This is a genomic window from Lishizhenia sp., assembly GCF_057456495.1.
In genome coordinates, this window is the sequence record NZ_JBVCPV010000052.1 from 1 (window position 1) to 16,519 (window position 16,519).

At 37.9% G+C, this 16,519-nt stretch carries 16 protein-coding genes; 8 read left to right on the forward strand and 8 right to left on the reverse strand.

What is annotated here, in order from left to right; genetic code table 11:
• A partial coding sequence (locus AC22ZQ_RS05505; protein WP_318957783.1) for a sensor histidine kinase occupies positions 1–536 on the forward strand: 536 nt, incomplete at its 5' end.
• A gap of 191 nt (positions 537–727) precedes the next feature.
• On the opposite strand, the gene AC22ZQ_RS05510 is transcribed toward AC22ZQ_RS05505, so the two are convergent.
• Positions 728–4,108: a methylmalonyl-CoA mutase family protein gene (locus AC22ZQ_RS05510; protein ID WP_318957784.1), complete on the reverse strand. Its 3,381-nt coding sequence runs from the start codon at positions 4,106–4,108 to the stop codon at positions 728–730.
• Positions 4,109–4,256: 148 nt separating this feature from the next.
• On the opposite strand from AC22ZQ_RS05510, the gene AC22ZQ_RS05515 reads away from it, so the two are divergent.
• The 4 genes from AC22ZQ_RS05515 to AC22ZQ_RS05530 all read left to right on the forward strand — a co-directional run bounded on the left by AC22ZQ_RS05515 (position 4,257) and on the right by AC22ZQ_RS05530 (position 6,979).
• Positions 4,257–5,123 carry an EamA family transporter gene (locus AC22ZQ_RS05515; protein WP_318957785.1) on the forward strand — a complete coding sequence of 289 codons (867 nt, stop codon included), beginning with the start codon at positions 4,257–4,259 and terminating at the stop codon, positions 5,121–5,123.
• A 32-nt stretch (positions 5,124–5,155) separates the two neighbouring features.
• On the forward strand, positions 5,156–5,845 hold the full coding sequence (locus tag AC22ZQ_RS05520) for an SDR family NAD(P)-dependent oxidoreductase (protein ID WP_318957786.1): 690 nt from the start codon (positions 5,156–5,158) through the stop codon (positions 5,843–5,845).
• Entirely contained in the window at positions 5,846–6,115 is a 270-nt protein-coding gene (locus AC22ZQ_RS05525; protein WP_318957787.1) for a TIGR03643 family protein, read from the forward strand.
• A gap of 531 nt (positions 6,116–6,646) precedes the next feature.
• Positions 6,647–6,979 (forward strand): hypothetical protein, encoded by a 333-nt coding sequence (locus tag AC22ZQ_RS05530; RefSeq protein WP_318957788.1) that lies wholly within the window; start codon positions 6,647–6,649, stop codon positions 6,977–6,979.
• A 125-nt stretch (positions 6,980–7,104) separates the two neighbouring features.
• Here AC22ZQ_RS05530 and AC22ZQ_RS05535 read toward each other — a convergent pair whose 3' ends face one another.
• The 7 genes from AC22ZQ_RS05535 to AC22ZQ_RS05565 form a co-directional block, all read right to left on the reverse strand.
• A complete protein-coding gene (locus AC22ZQ_RS05535) occupies positions 7,105–7,311 on the reverse strand; it encodes a hypothetical protein (protein WP_318957789.1) in 207 nt (68 codons plus the stop codon).
• An 84-nt stretch (positions 7,312–7,395) separates the two neighbouring features.
• A complete protein-coding gene (gene rimO / locus AC22ZQ_RS05540; RefSeq protein WP_318957790.1) occupies positions 7,396–8,709 on the reverse strand; it encodes a 30S ribosomal protein S12 methylthiotransferase RimO in 1,314 nt (437 codons plus the stop codon).
• Between the two features lie 247 nt (positions 8,710–8,956).
• Entirely contained in the window at positions 8,957–9,505 is a 549-nt protein-coding gene (locus AC22ZQ_RS05545) for a hypothetical protein (protein ID WP_318957791.1), read from the reverse strand.
• Between the two features lie 160 nt (positions 9,506–9,665).
• Entirely contained in the window at positions 9,666–11,906 is a 2,241-nt protein-coding gene (purL, locus tag AC22ZQ_RS05550; protein WP_318957792.1) for a phosphoribosylformylglycinamidine synthase subunit PurL, read from the reverse strand.
• A gap of 578 nt (positions 11,907–12,484) precedes the next feature.
• Positions 12,485–13,321, reverse strand: coding sequence for an SPFH domain-containing protein (locus tag AC22ZQ_RS05555; protein WP_318957793.1), 837 nt, complete (start codon positions 13,319–13,321; stop codon positions 12,485–12,487).
• Positions 13,311–13,511, reverse strand: a complete 201-nt coding sequence (locus AC22ZQ_RS05560; RefSeq protein ID WP_318957794.1) for a hypothetical protein — start codon at positions 13,509–13,511, stop codon at positions 13,311–13,313. The genes AC22ZQ_RS05555 and AC22ZQ_RS05560 overlap by 11 nt, the downstream gene beginning before the upstream one ends.
• Positions 13,512–13,650: 139 nt before the next feature.
• Positions 13,651–14,289 carry a helix-turn-helix transcriptional regulator gene (locus AC22ZQ_RS05565; RefSeq protein WP_318957795.1) on the reverse strand — a complete coding sequence of 213 codons (639 nt, stop codon included), beginning with the start codon at positions 14,287–14,289 and terminating at the stop codon, positions 13,651–13,653.
• Positions 14,290–14,490: 201 nt separating this feature from the next.
• Between AC22ZQ_RS05565 and AC22ZQ_RS05570 the strand changes: the two genes are divergently transcribed.
• The 3 genes from AC22ZQ_RS05570 (at position 14,491) to AC22ZQ_RS05580 (ending at position 16,126) form a co-directional block, all read left to right on the forward strand.
• Positions 14,491–15,114: a superoxide dismutase gene (locus tag AC22ZQ_RS05570; protein ID WP_318957796.1), complete on the forward strand. Its 624-nt coding sequence runs from the start codon at positions 14,491–14,493 to the stop codon at positions 15,112–15,114.
• A gap of 80 nt (positions 15,115–15,194) precedes the next feature.
• Positions 15,195–15,455 carry a DUF2480 family protein gene (locus AC22ZQ_RS05575; protein WP_318957797.1) on the forward strand — a complete coding sequence of 87 codons (261 nt, stop codon included), beginning with the start codon at positions 15,195–15,197 and terminating at the stop codon, positions 15,453–15,455.
• A 128-nt stretch (positions 15,456–15,583) separates the two neighbouring features.
• Complete coding sequence (locus tag AC22ZQ_RS05580) at positions 15,584–16,126, forward strand: NADPH-dependent FMN reductase (protein ID WP_318957798.1); 543 nt, start codon at positions 15,584–15,586, stop codon at positions 16,124–16,126.
• Positions 16,127–16,519: the final 393 nt, after the last annotated feature.

Below are 16,519 nucleotides of genomic sequence, written 5' to 3' on the forward strand. Positions count from 1 at the left end.
AATATATCAACACCTCTACACAACGTATGAGTGCAATGGTGAATGGTTTAATGGAACACAGTAAACTAGGACACCATAGTAAGCTTGGAGAAGTTGATTTAAACAAAGTAGTAGAAGATGTTAAAATGGACTTAAGTTTTTCTATTCAACAAACTTTTACCCAGTTTCAATCTGAAAAACTTCCTGTAATTAAAGGATACCCTGTTGAATTACACCTATTATTTCAGAACATCTTTTCAAATGCGATAAAATTTAGATCTAAAGAAAGGATTCCCAATATTTCTATTTCCTACACAGAAAATGACAACTACTACATCGTAGAAATTAAAGACAATGGTATTGGAGTGAACCCAAAGTATAAAGAGAAGGTTTTTGCCATGTTCCAACGTTTACATGGACAAGAGGAGTACAAGGGAACAGGAATAGGATTGGCACATTGTAAGAAAATAGCAGAACTCCACAGAGGTACCATTGATATTAATGGAGAGGTGAACCAAGGTACAACCATCTCCTTCTGCATCAATAAGTTCTTATAATTCCAAAACCTACATAAGGTTAATCACATATTGGATATAAATTCAATCCTCTTTTTGAAAATCCCTCCTTCTTTTACATGAAAAGGGAATCATAACCGCTTTCTATTTTCATTCAAAGCACCATCTCAATCCTTTAAAAACAAAAAGGCCATCCTTTCGGACAGCCTTTTAAAATCAGTTATGTGAATTGCTTACATGTTTCTTCTGTACTGACCACCTACCTCAAATAAGGCTTCTGTAATCTGTCCTAAAGAAGCGTGTTTACAAACTTCCATCAATTGTTCGAAGATATTTTCATTAGAGATGGCTGCATTTTGGATTCTTGCAATTCCTTCTTCTATCTTTTCTTCTTTTACATTGTGCAATGCAGACAACATATCAATTTGGTAGTCTTTCTCTTCTTTCGTTGCTCTAATTACCTCTTTTGGCAATACAGTTGGCGAACCTTTAGAAGATAAGAAAGTATTTACCCCAATGATAGGGAACTCACCTGTGTGCTTCAATGTTTCGTAGTACAAGCTTTCTTCTTGAATTTTTGAACGTTGGTACATTGTTTCCATCGCTCCTAATACACCACCTCTTTCAGTGATTCTATCAAATTCAGTCAATACTGCTTCTTCTACTAAGTCTGTTAACTCTTCAATGATGAATGAACCTTGTAATGGGTTTTCATTCTTCGCTAATCCTAACTCACGGTTAATGATTAACTGAATAGCCATTGCTCTACGCACTGATTCTTCAGTTGGCGTTGTAATCGCCTCATCGTAAGCATTGGTATGTAATGAGTTACAGTTATCGTAAATCGCGTACAATGCTTGTAGCGTAGTACGGATATCGTTAAAGTCTATCTCTTGTGCGTGTAACGAACGTCCAGAAGTTTGGATGTGGTATTTCAACATCTGTGCTCTTGGGTTAGCTCCGTATTTCTTCGCCAAGGCTTTGGCCCAAATTCTACGTGCTACTCTACCAATTACCGCGTATTCAGGATCAATACCATTCGAGAAGAAGAACGATAAGTTCGGTCCGAAAGCATTGATGTCCATCCCTCTACTTAAGTAGTATTCTACATACGTAAATCCATTCGCTAAAGTAAAGGCCAACTGCGTAATTGGGTTAGCTCCTGCTTCTGCAATGTGGTAACCAGAAATAGATACTGAATAGAAGTTTCTCACTCCTTTATCAATAAAGTACTGCTGAACATCTCCCATTAAACGCAAGGCAAATTCTGTAGAGAAAATACACGTGTTCTGTGCTTGATCTTCTTTCAAGATATCTGCTTGAACTGTACCCCTTACTTTCGTTAAAGTCTCTGCTTTGATTTTTGCGTAAACGTCAGCTGGCAATACTTGATCTCCAGTAACACCTAACAACATCAATCCTAAACCGTCGTTTCCTTCTGGTAAGTCTCCTTGGTAAGTTGGACGTTGATCCTCTTTTCCTTTGTAGATCGCTTTGATTTTAGCTTCAACCTCAGCTTCCAAACCATTTTCTTTGATGTATTTCTCACATTGCTGATCAATAGCAGCATTCATGAAGAAACCTAACAACATAGGCGCAGGCCCGTTGATTGTCATAGAAACAGATGTTTTAGGATCCGCTAAATCAAAACCTGAGTATAATTTCTTCGCATCATCTAAACAACAAATAGAAACTCCGGCGTTACCAATTTTACCGTAAATATCCGGACGAATAGCTGGATCATTACCATATAAAGTAACAGAGTCAAATGCCGTAGACAAACGTTTTGCTGGCATCCCCAAACTTACGTAGTGGAAACGTTTATTTGTACGCTCCGGTCCACCTTCTCCGGCGAACATACGTGTTGGATCTTCTCCTTCACGTTTGAAGGGGAATAAACCTGCAGTGTAAGGGAATTCTCCGGGTACATTTTCTTGTAATGACCATTTCAAAATATCTCCCCAAGATCTAAATTTCGGTAAAGCTACTTTTGGAATTTGAGAGTGAGAAAGTGACTCTGTGTGTGTCTCTATGCTCAATTCTCTATCTCTTACCTTAAATTTAAATACTGGCTCTGTGTATTTTTTCACCTTATCTCCCCACGTCTGCAACGCTTCCCAATTGTGTGGATCTAAGTTCAATTTTTCTTTTTCGAAAGACTCTTGCAATCCTTTGATCAATCTGTCTTTGTCCTCAATATCAGACTCAGAAATTGTATCAATAGAACGTTGGATACTGTATAATCTATCCGCAGTTTCCACTTGTTGCTCTACCCACTTATCGTAAGCTCTGTTGTTCTCAGAAATCTCTGATAGGTAACGTGTACGCTCTGGTGGAATTACAAAGATCTTCTCAGACATCTCTTTCGTAATCTCGAAAGTAGACTCTAATTTAAATCCTGCCTTCTCTTTCAATGTATCCATTAACACTGTATAAAGTGTATTCATTCCAGGATCGTTGAACTGAGAAGCGATGGTTCCATGTACTGGCATGCTATCTACATCTGCATCCCATAATTGGTGGTTACGTTGGTATTGCTTACGTACATCACGCAAAGCATCCAAAGCACCACGCTTGTCAAATTTGTTCAATGCAATTACATCGGCGAAATCTAACATATCAATTTTCTCTAACTGTGTAGCTGCACCGTATTCTGGTGTCATTACGTAAAGAGAAACATCAGAGTGATCTAAAATTTCTGTATCCGACTGACCAATACCAGAAGTTTCCAAAATAATTAAATCGTATTCTGCTGCCTTCACAACTTGAATCGCCTCTGCTACGTGCTTAGATAACGCCAAGTTAGACTGACGTGTTGCCAAAGAACGCATGTAAACTCTTGGGTTTTTAATAGAGTTCATACGAATTCTATCTCCCAATAAAGCTCCTCCTGTTTTACGCTTAGATGGATCAACAGAAATTACAGCGATGTTTTTCTCTGGGAAGTCAATTAAAAATCTTCTTACCAACTCATCTACCAATGAAGATTTACCAGCTCCACCAGTACCTGTAATACCTAATACGGGTGTTTCTAACTTATCTGCCATGGCATGTACTTCCTCTAAAATTTCTTTAGATTCTTCTGGGAAGTTTTCAGCTGCAGAGATTACACGTGCAATGCTGTGCGCATCTTTTGAGGTAATTTTTGCTAAAGCACCGTTTACTTGATCACCTACAGGGAAATCACTTTTCTGAATCAAATCATTGATCATTCCTTGTAAACCAAGTTCACGCCCATCATCTGGGTGGTATATTCTTGTAATACCGTAGGCTTGTAATTCTTCTATTTCTGAAGGAAGAATGGTTCCTCCACCTCCACCAAAGATCTTGATGTGTGGTGCACCTTTCTCTTGCAAAAGGTCGTACATGTACTTAAAGTATTCTGTATGTCCCCCTTGGTAAGAAGTCATAGCAATTGCTTGTGCATCTTCTTGGATAGCACAATCAACTACTTCTTCCACACTTCTATCGTGACCTAAATGAATCACCTCACAACCTGTAGATTGGATGATTCTTCTCATTATATTGATGGCTGCATCATGACCGTCGAACAAAGACGCTGCTGTAACTATACGTACTTTGTTTTGCGGTTTATAAGGAGCTATTTTTTCCATAGTTTGTATCGTTATTGGTGTGGCAAATATAGGGTTTTAAAGCCATTTTGTAAAGACCTGCTTGCGTAAAGCGCATTACCTTACTAACAGATAATTAACAACGGTAAAAAGTATTTGTTTTCACATCTAAAATCTTCACTTTTGTGAGGTGGAAAAATTAAAAGGATCTCTATATGTTGCACTAGCAGCCGCCAGCTATGGTGTTTTGGCCAGTATTGTAAAGTATGCCAACCTGCAAGGTGTTCATATTAGCTTACTTACGGGAGGACAGTTTTTCTTTGGCCTACTCATCTTGGGAGTACTTCAGATTCGTGAGAAAAAAAGACCAAATATCCACGATAGAAAAAGCATGTTATTGTACGGACTCTCTTTTGGTGGGACCAGTATTTTCTATTATTTATCTCTACTTTACATCCCCGTATCCTTTGCCATTATACTTTTAATGCAAGCCATTTGGATGGGGGTTGTTTTAGAAATTATACAAACAAAAAAAGTTCAAATCAAAAAAGTATTGGGTGCAGCATTAGCAATACTAGGAACCCTTTTCGCTGCTGACATCTTTAATGTTAATACGCGCATACATCCACAAGGAATACTCTTTGGACTGTTGGCTGCCATGAGTTACACCTGTAATATGTATGCCTCAAACAGAGTTGCTACAAATACGGGAAACTTAACCCGAAGTTTTTACTTTATTTTAGGGGGTAGTATTGCAGTTAGTGCTTATTGGAATCTAGACCTCCTTCAACATTTTGAGTGGAAGCATTTTTTATACTGGGGAATCCCTCTTGCACTATTTGGAACCATCATACCTCCTATTCTTTTTACCATAGGTATGCCTAAAATCGGAACAGGATTGGGCGGAATTGTTTCCTCTTTTGAGATACCTGTTTCCTTGGCCTGTGCTTATTATCTGTTAGATGAAAGTCTAAATACCTTCCAATGGGTGGGAGTACTCATCATCCTGATTTCCATAGTCTTGATAAATTTAAACAAAAAAGGGAGAACAAATTAAGCTTTCACGTGTTGTAAAAAGAAAACAACAGCGTGAAAAATTACTTGATAATAGGAGCATCTTCTGGAATAGGGAAAAACATTGCAGAACAACTGGCAAAAGAGCATCAAATTTTCGGAACGTACAGAAATACAGCTGTAGATATTGCCCATAACATTCATTACCATTATTTAGATGTAATGAGTGAGGAGAAAGACTTGAGTTTTCTCCCTGAGCAATTGGATGGTTTGGTGTATTGCCCTGGAAGTATCAACCTAAAACCGTTCAAGCGCTTTAACACGCAAGACTTCATGGATGATTTCAAACTGCAAGTAGCCGGAGCTGTTGATATTATTCAGAAGTGTTTACCACGCCTACAAAAATCAGAGCAAGCGAGTATTATACTTTTTTCAAGTGTTGCCGCACAAACTGGTTTCAATTTTCACGCACAAGTTTCTACCTCGAAAGGAGCTATTGAAGGTTTGGCAAAAGCCTTAGCCGCTGAATTGGCTCCCAAAGTTCGCGTAAATGTAATTGCTCCTTCCCTCACGCATACACCTTTGGCAGCATCCATGCTCAACTCTGACAAGAAGATAGAAGCCAATGCGGAACGACACCCGCTTAAATCAATTGGAAAAAGTGAAGACATCGCACATTTGGCAACTTTTCTGTTAAGTGACAAAGCCAAATGGATTACAGGTCAAGTACACCGCGTAGATGGTGGAATTTCAACGTTGAGGTAAATGAATTTAAGTGAAAGAAGTATAGATAGAATTATAGAAATGGCTTGGGAAGATAGAACTCCTTTCGAAGCTATAGAGTATCAATTTGGGCTCCCCGAAAAAGAAGTAATTCAACTCATGCGTACAGAATTAAAAGAAAAAAGTTTTAAACGCTGGAGACGCAGAGCTCAACAAAGAGGACGCCTGAAACATAGGGCTTTGAGAAGTGACGATGTACAGCGCTTTAAATGTTCTAGACAACGATCCATCAGTCAAAATAAGATTACTTAAAATCCAAACCTAAAGTTCAGACGTAGGTATTGAAAACCTTTCAATAACAAGACGTCGCATGCTACTTGAAGTAAATAAAGCTTTACTCATCTGGTGCTTTCTGGTACTCGGAAGTTTCTCTCTTGTCATCATACTATACACTTGGCACCTGGAAGCTCAAGAGATTACTTCTCCCAGTTCTCTTGACTATATAGTTTATAGCTTATACGACATACTGAGTTTTCCCCTTCCTGATTTTTACAGAGAATTGATTCAAAAAAATAAGCTTCCCCCTTCAGTAAATATCTATTTTCTATCCTTTATACTCAACAATATCCTCTATGCTTTTGTAACCGAACGCATTGCAAAAGTTATACAGCTATTAAAAGATAAAATCTGACGGTTTATCGATGATATTAACAAATTCACAATAGAATTAACCAATTATACCGATAAAAAATTAAAAGCTGCCGTTTAAATATTATACGCTCATAAGAAACAACTATTCCGGTATCGGTGCGTATTTTTGTCACAGTCCTAAATCATACAAGAATGAAAAAAATTGTAAAACAAACTAAAAAACCTTTCAACAAAACCTTTTTACTAGTCACCTTTCTGGTTATTTCAGGATTAATATTCTTTAGTTTTTTACAAGCTTGGAATGTAGAAGCACAGTTGAACAATGTAAGCGCAATTTCACTTTTCTTTGCGGAGAGTTATGATTTATTGCGCTACCCTTTGCACGCGCTGTTAAATCCATTTATTGATTTAACACAGGGAAGTGGTGTATTCTTGTATTTTCTTTTCTTAATCTTAAATGCAGCGTTATATGCCGTTGTAATTGAGCGCACGTACAATCTTATGCTCATTAAGAGAAGAAGATAACAGAATCTTTTTTGGGAATTTAAACCGAAGTTTTTAAGCTTCGGTTTTTTCTTTCGTATTAATCCCTTCCCTTAAAAAAAGATGGAACAAGTATCCAATCTTTTAACTTAATAAGGGTATAGAAATTAATTCTTTTCTCTATAAACCAAAGTAAATACTAAAATTGACATAGGAACAAATGTTGAAAATGCCATTAATGCACCATTCAATCCTGAATTACCTGAAGGCCTGTCTAAATAAAATAACGTTGAAACAGTACCAATCGTCAACATAATTAGAACTAAAAGAACAATAAGAATCGTTCCTGTCTTTCTTTTTTCTTGATTTTCCATAATTTTAATTTAGGTATTCACCTAAATTAAAAAAAACGCCAAGACTTTCATCCTGGCGCTTACTAATTCTTTTATCCTTTGGGTTTAATCTATAACAGTACCGTATAAATCATAGTGATCTGCAGAATTGATTTTCACCTTCGCGAAATCTCCAATTCGTACATAAGCATCCGCTTTCTTCACCAATACTTCATTGTCTACCTCTGGTGAATCGAACTCCGTTCTACCGATGAAGTAATCTCCTTCAGCCCTATCAAACAATACTTTAAATTCTTGTCCAATTTTCTTCTGGTTCAACTCGTAAGAAATACCACTTTGTAATTCCATGATCGCATCTGCTCTTTCACGCTTCACTTGATCTGGAACATCATCTGTAAAGTTAAATGCGTGTGTATTTTCTTCGTGCGAATAAGTAAAGATTCCTAATCTATCAAATCTTGTTTTCTCTACCCAGTCGTACATTTCTTGGAAATCAGCTTCTGTTTCTCCTGGATAACCAGAAATCAAGGTTGTTCTCAAAGCAATATCCGGAACTTTGTTTCTGATTTTATCTACTAATTCTTCTGTCTTTTCACGTGTAATCCCTCTACGCATCGCTTTCAACATGTTCGTTGAACCGTGCTGCAATGGCATATCTAGGTAATTACAAACGTTACTTCTATTGTTCATTACATCCAATACATCCATTGGGAAACCAGATGGGAAAGCGTAGTGCATTCTAATCCACTCTATTCCTTCAACATCAGATAAACGATCTACCAACTCTGCCAAGTTTCTTTTCTTGTACAAGTCCAACCCGTAATACGTCAAATCCTGTGCAATCAACATCAATTCTTTCACTCCTTGCGAAGCCAAAGATTTTGCATTGCTCACCAACTGCTCTATAGGCGTTGAAACGTGTTTTCCACGCATCAATGGAATGGCACAGAAAGAACAAGGTCTATCACATCCTTCTGCAATTTTAAAGTAAGAGAAGTGAGAAGGTGTTGTTAACAAACGCTCTCCTACCAACTCGTGCTTGTAATCGGCTTTTAATGTTTTTAGTAAACGCGGTAATTCACGTGTACCAAAAAACGCATCAACTTCTGGAATTTCCTCTGTTAATTCATCTCTGTAACGTTCAGACAAACACCCTGTCACGTAAACTTTGTCTACTTGACCTTCTTTTTTGGCATCTGCATAACGCAAAATAGTATCAATAGATTCCTGCTTTGCATTATCAATAAATCCACAAGTGTTAATAATTACGATTTCTGAATCATCCTGCTTTGCCTCGTGCTCTACCTCAAACTTGTTAGCTTTCAGTTGGGCCATCATCACTTCAGAATCGAAAATATTTTTAGAACATCCCAAGGTAACAACATTTACCTTATTCTTTTTGAGCGTCTTCGTTTTCATGCCGCAAAGATAGGTCATTATTTATGAATGCAAAGCATACTCTAGCTTACATTCTTTAAGTTTCCTTGGATTCTTGGCAAATCCACCCGAGGTGGCCGGGTCAACGCTATTAGTACGCCCTCGCTTTACCTTAAAATACAGCAAGCAAAACGGCTTCTTGGGTCGCCCTTTTTCTTTTTGTATTTTTTACGTTACGCGCGCCCTAGCTAGCCGCTTATCCCCCTATTTGAGCAAGAGTAAAGAGGATTTAAAAACTCCAACCTAAGGCAAGTCCCGGCCAGGGGAAAATTCTTGCGATATCCAAGGTTTCAAAATTGTTCATACGCAAAGTACTTGATTGAACATTTCCCTGTGCTAAACCAATCATTGCATTGATTCTTGCACTTAGGAACAAACCTCCGTTTCTCGGTTGGTAACGGTAACCAATATTCGGAGTAACATACCAATCCATTCCCATTGAGTAAATATCTGCTCCATCACTCAACATGATAGAACTTCCAATTCCTGTTGTAAAATGATGGTTTTCCTTCCCGTATATCCAATTCCAATTGAGTCCAAAACCATAATAGGTTCCATTACCGAATTCTGCAATTTTAGGCATGTAAACAAGATTTGCACCGGCGGTCTGATAACCATTATAACTATCCTTCATTTTTTGTTCGTAATGTAGGCTCCCATATACGAATCCTTGCCCGAAAGCCTCTCCGTATATAGTGTGAACTCTTCCTACTTCCTGTGCGTTAAGGCTTAAAGCTAAACTCATAATAGCGAGGGCAACTGCAATATATTTTTTCATGATTTAAGTATTTATAGGTTAAAACATTTAAAAAATGGCTTTGTTACACAACGCTCTAATTTTAACATTTAACAAAGGCTACATAAGCAACAGTTTTTCACAAAAAGAAAGAGGCTACTCTTTCGAATAGCCTCTTTGGATATTTTTATTTAAGCGCTGCTTAAGCCTCCATGTGTTGACCTAAAGCGTTGTCGTAAATATCTTTTGCTTCTTGAACAAATCCGTAGTGCTCATCATCAATTACCATTTTTCCTTTAGTTACGTGTCCTAAAAGTGTGTAGTTGATTCCTGAGTTCATCATAAATTCGATGAATGCATCTTCGTTGTCTTCGTTTACTGTAACCACTACTCTAGAAGCAGCTTCACCGAATAAGAATGCATCTTCTCTCACTTCACTATCTGTAACGATATCGAATCCTAACTCATTTGGCATAGCCATTTCAGTCAAGGCGATAAACAATCCACCGTCAGCAACGTCGTGTGCTGCGTTAATCATTTGGTTTTGGATCAATCCTTTTACAGTTTCTTGTAATTGGAATTCTTTCTCGATATCAAAGTGAGGAGCTGGAGAAGCTTTCACACCGTGGTAAGAAGCCAAGTACTCAGAAGAAGCAATATCTTCTGGAGTTTCACCCAAGATAAAGATCAAATCACCTTTTTGTTTAAAGTCAAGGCTCATTACTTTGCTCTTATCGTGTACCAAACCAATCATACCGATAGTTGGTGTTGGGAAAACAGGCTCTTCTTTACCGTCTAATACTGTCTGGTTGTAGAAAGAAACGTTACCACCTGTTACCGGTGTTTTGAATTTCTCACATGCTTCAGACATACCTTTGATGGCTCCAACAAACTGCCAGTAAGATTCTGGGTTGTATGGGTTACCAAAGTTCAAACAGTTTGTAATTGCTGAAGGCTCACCTCCAGAACAAACGATGTTACGCGCTGCCTCAGAAACTGCAATTGCAGTACCTACGTGTGGATCAGCGTGTACGTATCTTGAATTACAATCAACTGTCATTGCCAATGCTTTATCAGAACCTTTAATGTTCACAATACCTGCATCTGCCGGACGGTTAGTTGTCATTGTTTTTGTACCTACCATAGAATCGTATTGTTCGTAAACCCAACGCTTACTTGCAATGTTAGGATTCTTTAATAAGTGTACAGCAACTTCTTTTAAATCTTCTGGTTGTTTAACGTCATTGATGTTAAACTTCTTGTATTCTTGGTAGTAAGCTGGCTCAGAGTATTCTCTGATGTAAACCGGTGCTCCACCTCCTAATACTAATGACTCTGCTGGTACATCTGCTACCAACTCATCATTCATATAATAATTAATTCTTCCACCTTCAGTAACTACACCGATTTGCTCTGCGTGTAAATCCCACTTGTCGAAGATATCTTTTACTACTTGCTCTTGTCCTTTCTGAACCACAACTAACATACGTTCTTGAGATTCTGATAAAAGGATTTCGTAAGGCAACATGTTTTCCTGACGTGTTGGTACCTTATCTAACCAGATATCCATACCTACGTTATCTCCAGCTGCAGACATTTCACAAGAAGAACAAGTAATACCTGCTGCTCCCATATCCTGCATACCAACGATAGCGTCAGTTTCTGCCAATTCCATTGTAGCTTCTAATAACAATTTCTCTTGGAAAGGGTCACCCACCTGTACAGATGGTAAATCGTCTGCTGACTCCTCAGTAATATCTTTCGATGCGAACGCTGCTCCAGCAATACCATCTTTACCTGTAGAAGAACCTACGATGTAAACTGGGTTACCTGGTCCTGCAGAAGTTGCAGAAATTACTTTAGAAGGATCCATGATACCTGCAGAGAATGCATTTACCAATGGGTTTTGGTTGTACGACTCATCGAAGAATACTTCTCCACCAACGATAGGAATACCGAAAGAGTTACCGTAGTCACCAATACCTTTAACCACACCTTTTACTAACCATTTTGTTCTATCTTCTTCGATAGATCCAAAACGTAAAGAGTTCAATTGCGCTACCGGACGTGCACCCATTGTAAAGATATCACGGTTGATACCTCCAACACCTGTTGCAGCACCTTGGTAAGGCTCCAATGCACTCGGGTGGTTATGTGATTCAATTTTAAATACACAACCTAATCCATCACCTAAATCAACTAAACCAGCGTTTTCTTCACCAGCTTTCACCAACATGTGCGGACCATCCTTCGGTAATTGCTTTAACCAGTGTATAGAGTTTTTGTATGAACAGTGTTCACTCCACATTACTGAATAAATACTTGTTTCTGTGAAATTTGGGGTTCTTCCCAAAATTTCTTTAATCATATCAAATTCTTCTGGACGAAGTCCGAGCTCTACAGCTTGCTCTACTGTAGCTTCTTGATTTATTGTGCTTTCCATAGAAGTGTTATAAAATCTTTTGCAAAGATAATTATTCTTTGGGTTGTATCCATAAAATTATCAAGAGATATTCACAAAGTAGTATGGAGACATACATTTATAGGTGTGAGGGATTAAAAATTCAAGGATTCAAAAAATTCAAACATTCAACTATTCAAGGACTCAACAATTTAAGGATTCAACAATTCAGGGTGGGATAAATTAAGCACTCCTGTTGGTACATTATAATTGATGATTTAAACACGAAATTTGTCCCCTGCCGCTGATAGGAAGGGCACCCACATCCCCAAGTAGCTTGTGGAGAGGAGTAAACTGGATAGCAGGATAAGGTAGCATTGTGTGAATTCAAGGATTCAATAAATCAACAATTCAATTTCTAAAGGATTTATCTCACAACTCTCCCTCGAGAACCCTAGATTAAGGTTTAATTGATTTGAGGGATTTAAAGAAATTTTGGAGGGAGGGAATTGATAGATGCTTTCCTTAACTAATTTTGAGGTTGCGATGATTGCTTATACGAAAAAAAGTCTCCCAAATTATTGAGAGACTTTGTGATTTAGGTAGTTGCGTTGGGCGTATTAATTGGATTTAAGAATACTAATACTCTTGTCTCCGAACACGTTGTTTTGTCCGTAAGGAGAACCTGTTCCATCCCATTTCTCCCACTTCTTCAACTCTATATATTGTGGGTTTTTAGAAATTTGTTCTGCCTCCAATTGAATCGCTTCTGCTTTAAACCTTGCAGATACTACTAAGGCCGAGTCACCACGTGCCTTTTCAATTTTCGCATTGGCCAAGTACTCCTCTTCTTTTTCCTTTTCTTTAGCCGTAAGGTTTTTCTGCTTTTGCGTTTCCTTCACTGTAATTTGCTGTGCAATATTGTCTGGTAAGTTTACATCTGCTATTTCCACGTAGTGCAACTCAATAAAGTTTCCTTCGAAATCCTTTTTCAAGATTTCCTCCATCTCATTCTCCAATACCTCACGCTTCGAAGAATACACCTGCTCATAGGTATATCTACCAATTACATCTTTTATCGCACCTTTTGCTTTGTCATCAATGAAGCTCACATATCCAGGACCATGCTTTAAGTGTAAGTTAGGTGAATGTCCTTTCTGTGCAGAATAGTTCACTGCCACATCCACTTTCACCTCTGTACCGTTCAAGTCCATTACCTCTTGGTTGTAAGATTTAGATAACTGACGAACGTTGTAGGTGATCATTTCGTTCCAAGGCGCAATAAACCTTGTTCCTTCCGTATAGGTCACATTTGTATCTACACCTGTTGTGTAGGGCTTATACACGAAACCTTCTTCACCTGGTTCTACATCCTGCCAAGAATTAAAAAATATGATTACTGCCACAAAGGCCAGCACACCTAATCCGATGTATTTCACTAAATTTTTACTCTCCATAATTGTCTTTTCTGTTTTGTTTTTTTACGAAATCAATAGTTAAATAAATGATGGCCATATTTGCCAACAGCACGAATACTTTAATCATAGGTGGAGTCTTAAATAACCACCTAATACTAACATAGGCTGAACCTGCAATGATTAATGCTGCTAAGGCAATTCTGAACCGCTGTTTTGCTTTTGTATTCATGCTAATTATTTTAGCACAATATACAAATAATTTTGAATTACTTAAGTGTTAGGTCAATAGTTTTAGCAAAAGAAATTTAAACAACCTTATTAATCACTGAAAGACAGAGACTTAACACCAAGCGCAAATGCTAAATTTATTAGAGCTCGTTAGTTCTTGGTGTAATTTTGTACACGCAACGTTTTCCTTCACTTAAAATATGCTTTGTTCTCTCTACGTTATAAGCTTTTCCCAGTAATTGCTTAAAATTATTCAATTCTGCTGAACAAAAGCCTTGACATTCTTTCGCTGCACTGCATATTGGACAATGGTTTTCGGTCAAATAAAAAGCTCCTTCCTTCTCTTCCCAATTTGCCATGTACCCTTCTTGGGTTCTTAGTTGACACAATAAAGCAAGCTTCTCCTCAATTTCTTCTTTCGAATCTAGCTTCTCGGCATAGCGCTCGTAATTCTCCTTTTCCCGTTTCTGAATGAGTTGATCCAGGGCATCTTCTCCCAATAACTCCCTTACTGATTGTAACAATTCAACAGTTATTTGGGCATGTGCATCAGGAAACTCGGCCTCTCCCTTTTCTGTTAACCTGTAGTATTGTTTAGGCCTCCCTACTCCAGCACTATTTCTAAAGCCTTCTATCCAGCCTCCATTTTCTATTTTCAATAAATGCTGTCGAGCTCCTTCTTTGGTTATTTTCAAGATAAGCGCCAATTCTGCTGCTGTTAATGCATCGCGCTTTTTGATTTGTTCGAGTACCTTATATAGAAGACTGTTTTTTTCCACTTTATCTCTGTTCTTAGCTTATTCCTTTTGGCGAACCATTGGTTTCATGTAAAGTTAGTATTAAGGATGGAGCTGACATAATGATGCGGGCTTTAAAATTGTCACACGAATGATAAAGCCCTTAATAAAACAAATAAAAACTTGTTTTATTATTCTTCCACACTACTTTTGCCTCAAGTAAAATCACAAAAACAAAGAAATATGAAATATACATTACCCGCATTACCATATGCACACGACGCTTTAACTCCACATATCGACGAAGAAACAATGAAAATCCACCATGGGAAACACCACAATGGATATGTAACAAAATTGAATGCTGCCTTGGAAGCTACTCCAGCACAGCACGACAATCTAGAAGACATTTTACGCAATATTAGTAAGTACAGTACAGCCATAAGAAATAACGGAGGTGGTCATTATAACCACAGTTTATTCTGGGAAATTCTTTCACCAACACCTCAAAACTTACCAACTGGAGCATTAGCAGATGCTATTACACGTAAATTTGGAAGTTTCGAGAATTTCCAAGAGCAATTCAACAATGCTGGAGCTACTCAATTTGGTTCTGGATGGGCTTGGTTGATTGTTAAATACAATGGTGAATTAGAAGTTACTTCAACGGCAAACCAAGACAATCCATTAATGGACACCAATCCTATAAGTCAAGGTTACCCTATCGTTGGAATTGATGTATGGGAGCACGCTTATTACTTAAACTATCAAAACAGAAGACCTGATTATTTAAATGCCTTCTGGTCTGTATTAGACTGGGCTGTGGTTGAAAAGAAATACAAAGAAGCATTGGAGAAAATTAAATAATTAACAACAGATATACAGGGAAGTGTAACCATGCACTTCCCTTTTTTTTAGGGTAAGTCAATTTTGATTGATCTTGCTTATTGAATAACAGTCTTATTGTAAAAGCAAAGGAATTTAAAGCCGCACTGAACAAGCTCGAACTTGAAATGTTTAAAGACAAGGATGTTGCTGTACAGGTTGACCAAGATTTAAGCTTACCTTCTTGGATCTTTATGCGCATTTCTTCCTATTTTTTAAAGGCGGCCAATGAGCTTTCTTTTGGAGAGATGGAAAACTTAAAGCTTCAAGGTTGGTTAAAGCAATTGGAAAAGACTAATTTTGCACACCTGAAAGACGAATGAATTGTGATTGTAGTACGCCCAGGGATACCACCAGAGGTATATGCTAAAATCACCCAAGTTCTTTTACCCCTCGTTAAAACCTTGATGTACGGTGCAGTAGGGTTAGCAAAAGTAATATGGAAAAGGAAATGAAAGTACTAATATTTAATGGAGCTATAGAGCCAGTTGTTCAATCTACATCTGCAAAGATCAGTAGTCTTTTAAAGAACAAATTTGATGCTTTAGCATGTGAAACTGAGGTATTCAACATCACAGATTCTAACATTCCTCTTTTCGAATTGGAACCTGAAACTTTACCTGCTCCAGTAGTAGCGATGAACAAACAGTTTAGAGCTGCAGACATCCATATTTGGATTACACCTTTGTACCACGGCGGTATGACAGGTGCCATGAAAAATTGCTTGGATTGGTTGGAATACGGAAAAACTGAAAATCAAATTTACCTGGAAGGAAAGGTAATTGGATTTGCTTGTTGGGCCGGTGGTGTACAAGCTATCAATGGTATTAATGCCATGGATACGGTTGCCAAAGCTTTACGTGCTTGGACGGCGCCTTTGAGTGTACCGATGCAATATGCGGATTTGTATACTTCTGAAGGTGGAATTAATCCACATTACCAAGAAAGATTGGAGTTATTGGCAGAGGTGGTTGCACAGACAAAGCTTGGGTAGAACCAATTCAGGGATTCAAACATTCAAGGATTCAACAATTCAAAGATTTGATGATTTGAGGGATTTGTCTCTCGGCTCCGCTCGAGAACCTGTTATCGTTTGTTTGCTCGGATTATAGGGATTATTTAAACAATTCAACCTTCTAGGTATCTAGCTCTCTAGCTTCTCAATTGATTTGATGATTTCAGAAGAGTGTGGTTGAACCACAAAGTACTCAATGGATTGTTCAAGATACTTTGAGTTATATTTAATGATTTAAACCTCAACCTGAGGTTGACTATTTAAAGATTTAATTATTTAAAATTTATGTTTTTCTGCCCCTGATAGGAAGGACACCCCGCAGCGTGGAGGGATATATTTTTATGCGCGCTCACAGGCGCCTAAAAGAAGCCT

Bases quoted from the DNA above. Each gene is read 5' to 3' on its own strand.
- AC22ZQ_RS05525 (WP_318957787.1), top strand. From the start codon at position 5,846: ATGAATTTAAGTGAAAGAAGTATAGATAGAATTATAGAAATGGCTTGG.
- AC22ZQ_RS05560 (WP_318957794.1), bottom strand. From the start codon at position 13,511: ATGAATACAAAAGCAAAACAGCGGTTCAGAATTGCCTTAGCAGCATTA.
- AC22ZQ_RS05535 (WP_318957789.1), bottom strand. From the start codon at position 7,311: ATGGAAAATCAAGAAAAAAGAAAGACAGGAACGATTCTTATTGTTCTT.
- AC22ZQ_RS05530 (WP_318957788.1), top strand. From the start codon at position 6,647: ATGAAAAAAATTGTAAAACAAACTAAAAAACCTTTCAACAAAACCTTT.
- purL (WP_318957792.1), bottom strand. From the start codon at position 11,906: ATGGAAAGCACAATAAATCAAGAAGCTACAGTAGAGCAAGCTGTAGAG.
- AC22ZQ_RS05555 (WP_318957793.1), bottom strand. From the start codon at position 13,321: ATGGAGAGTAAAAATTTAGTGAAATACATCGGATTAGGTGTGCTGGCC.
- rimO (WP_318957790.1), bottom strand. From the start codon at position 8,709: ATGAAAACGAAGACGCTCAAAAAGAATAAGGTAAATGTTGTTACCTTG.
- AC22ZQ_RS05580 (WP_318957798.1), top strand. From the start codon at position 15,584: ATGAAAGTACTAATATTTAATGGAGCTATAGAGCCAGTTGTTCAATCT.
- AC22ZQ_RS05570 (WP_318957796.1), top strand. From the start codon at position 14,491: ATGAAATATACATTACCCGCATTACCATATGCACACGACGCTTTAACT.
- AC22ZQ_RS05510 (WP_318957784.1), bottom strand. From the start codon at position 4,108: ATGGAAAAAATAGCTCCTTATAAACCGCAAAACAAAGTACGTATAGTT.
- AC22ZQ_RS05545 (WP_318957791.1), bottom strand. From the start codon at position 9,505: ATGAAAAAATATATTGCAGTTGCCCTCGCTATTATGAGTTTAGCTTTA.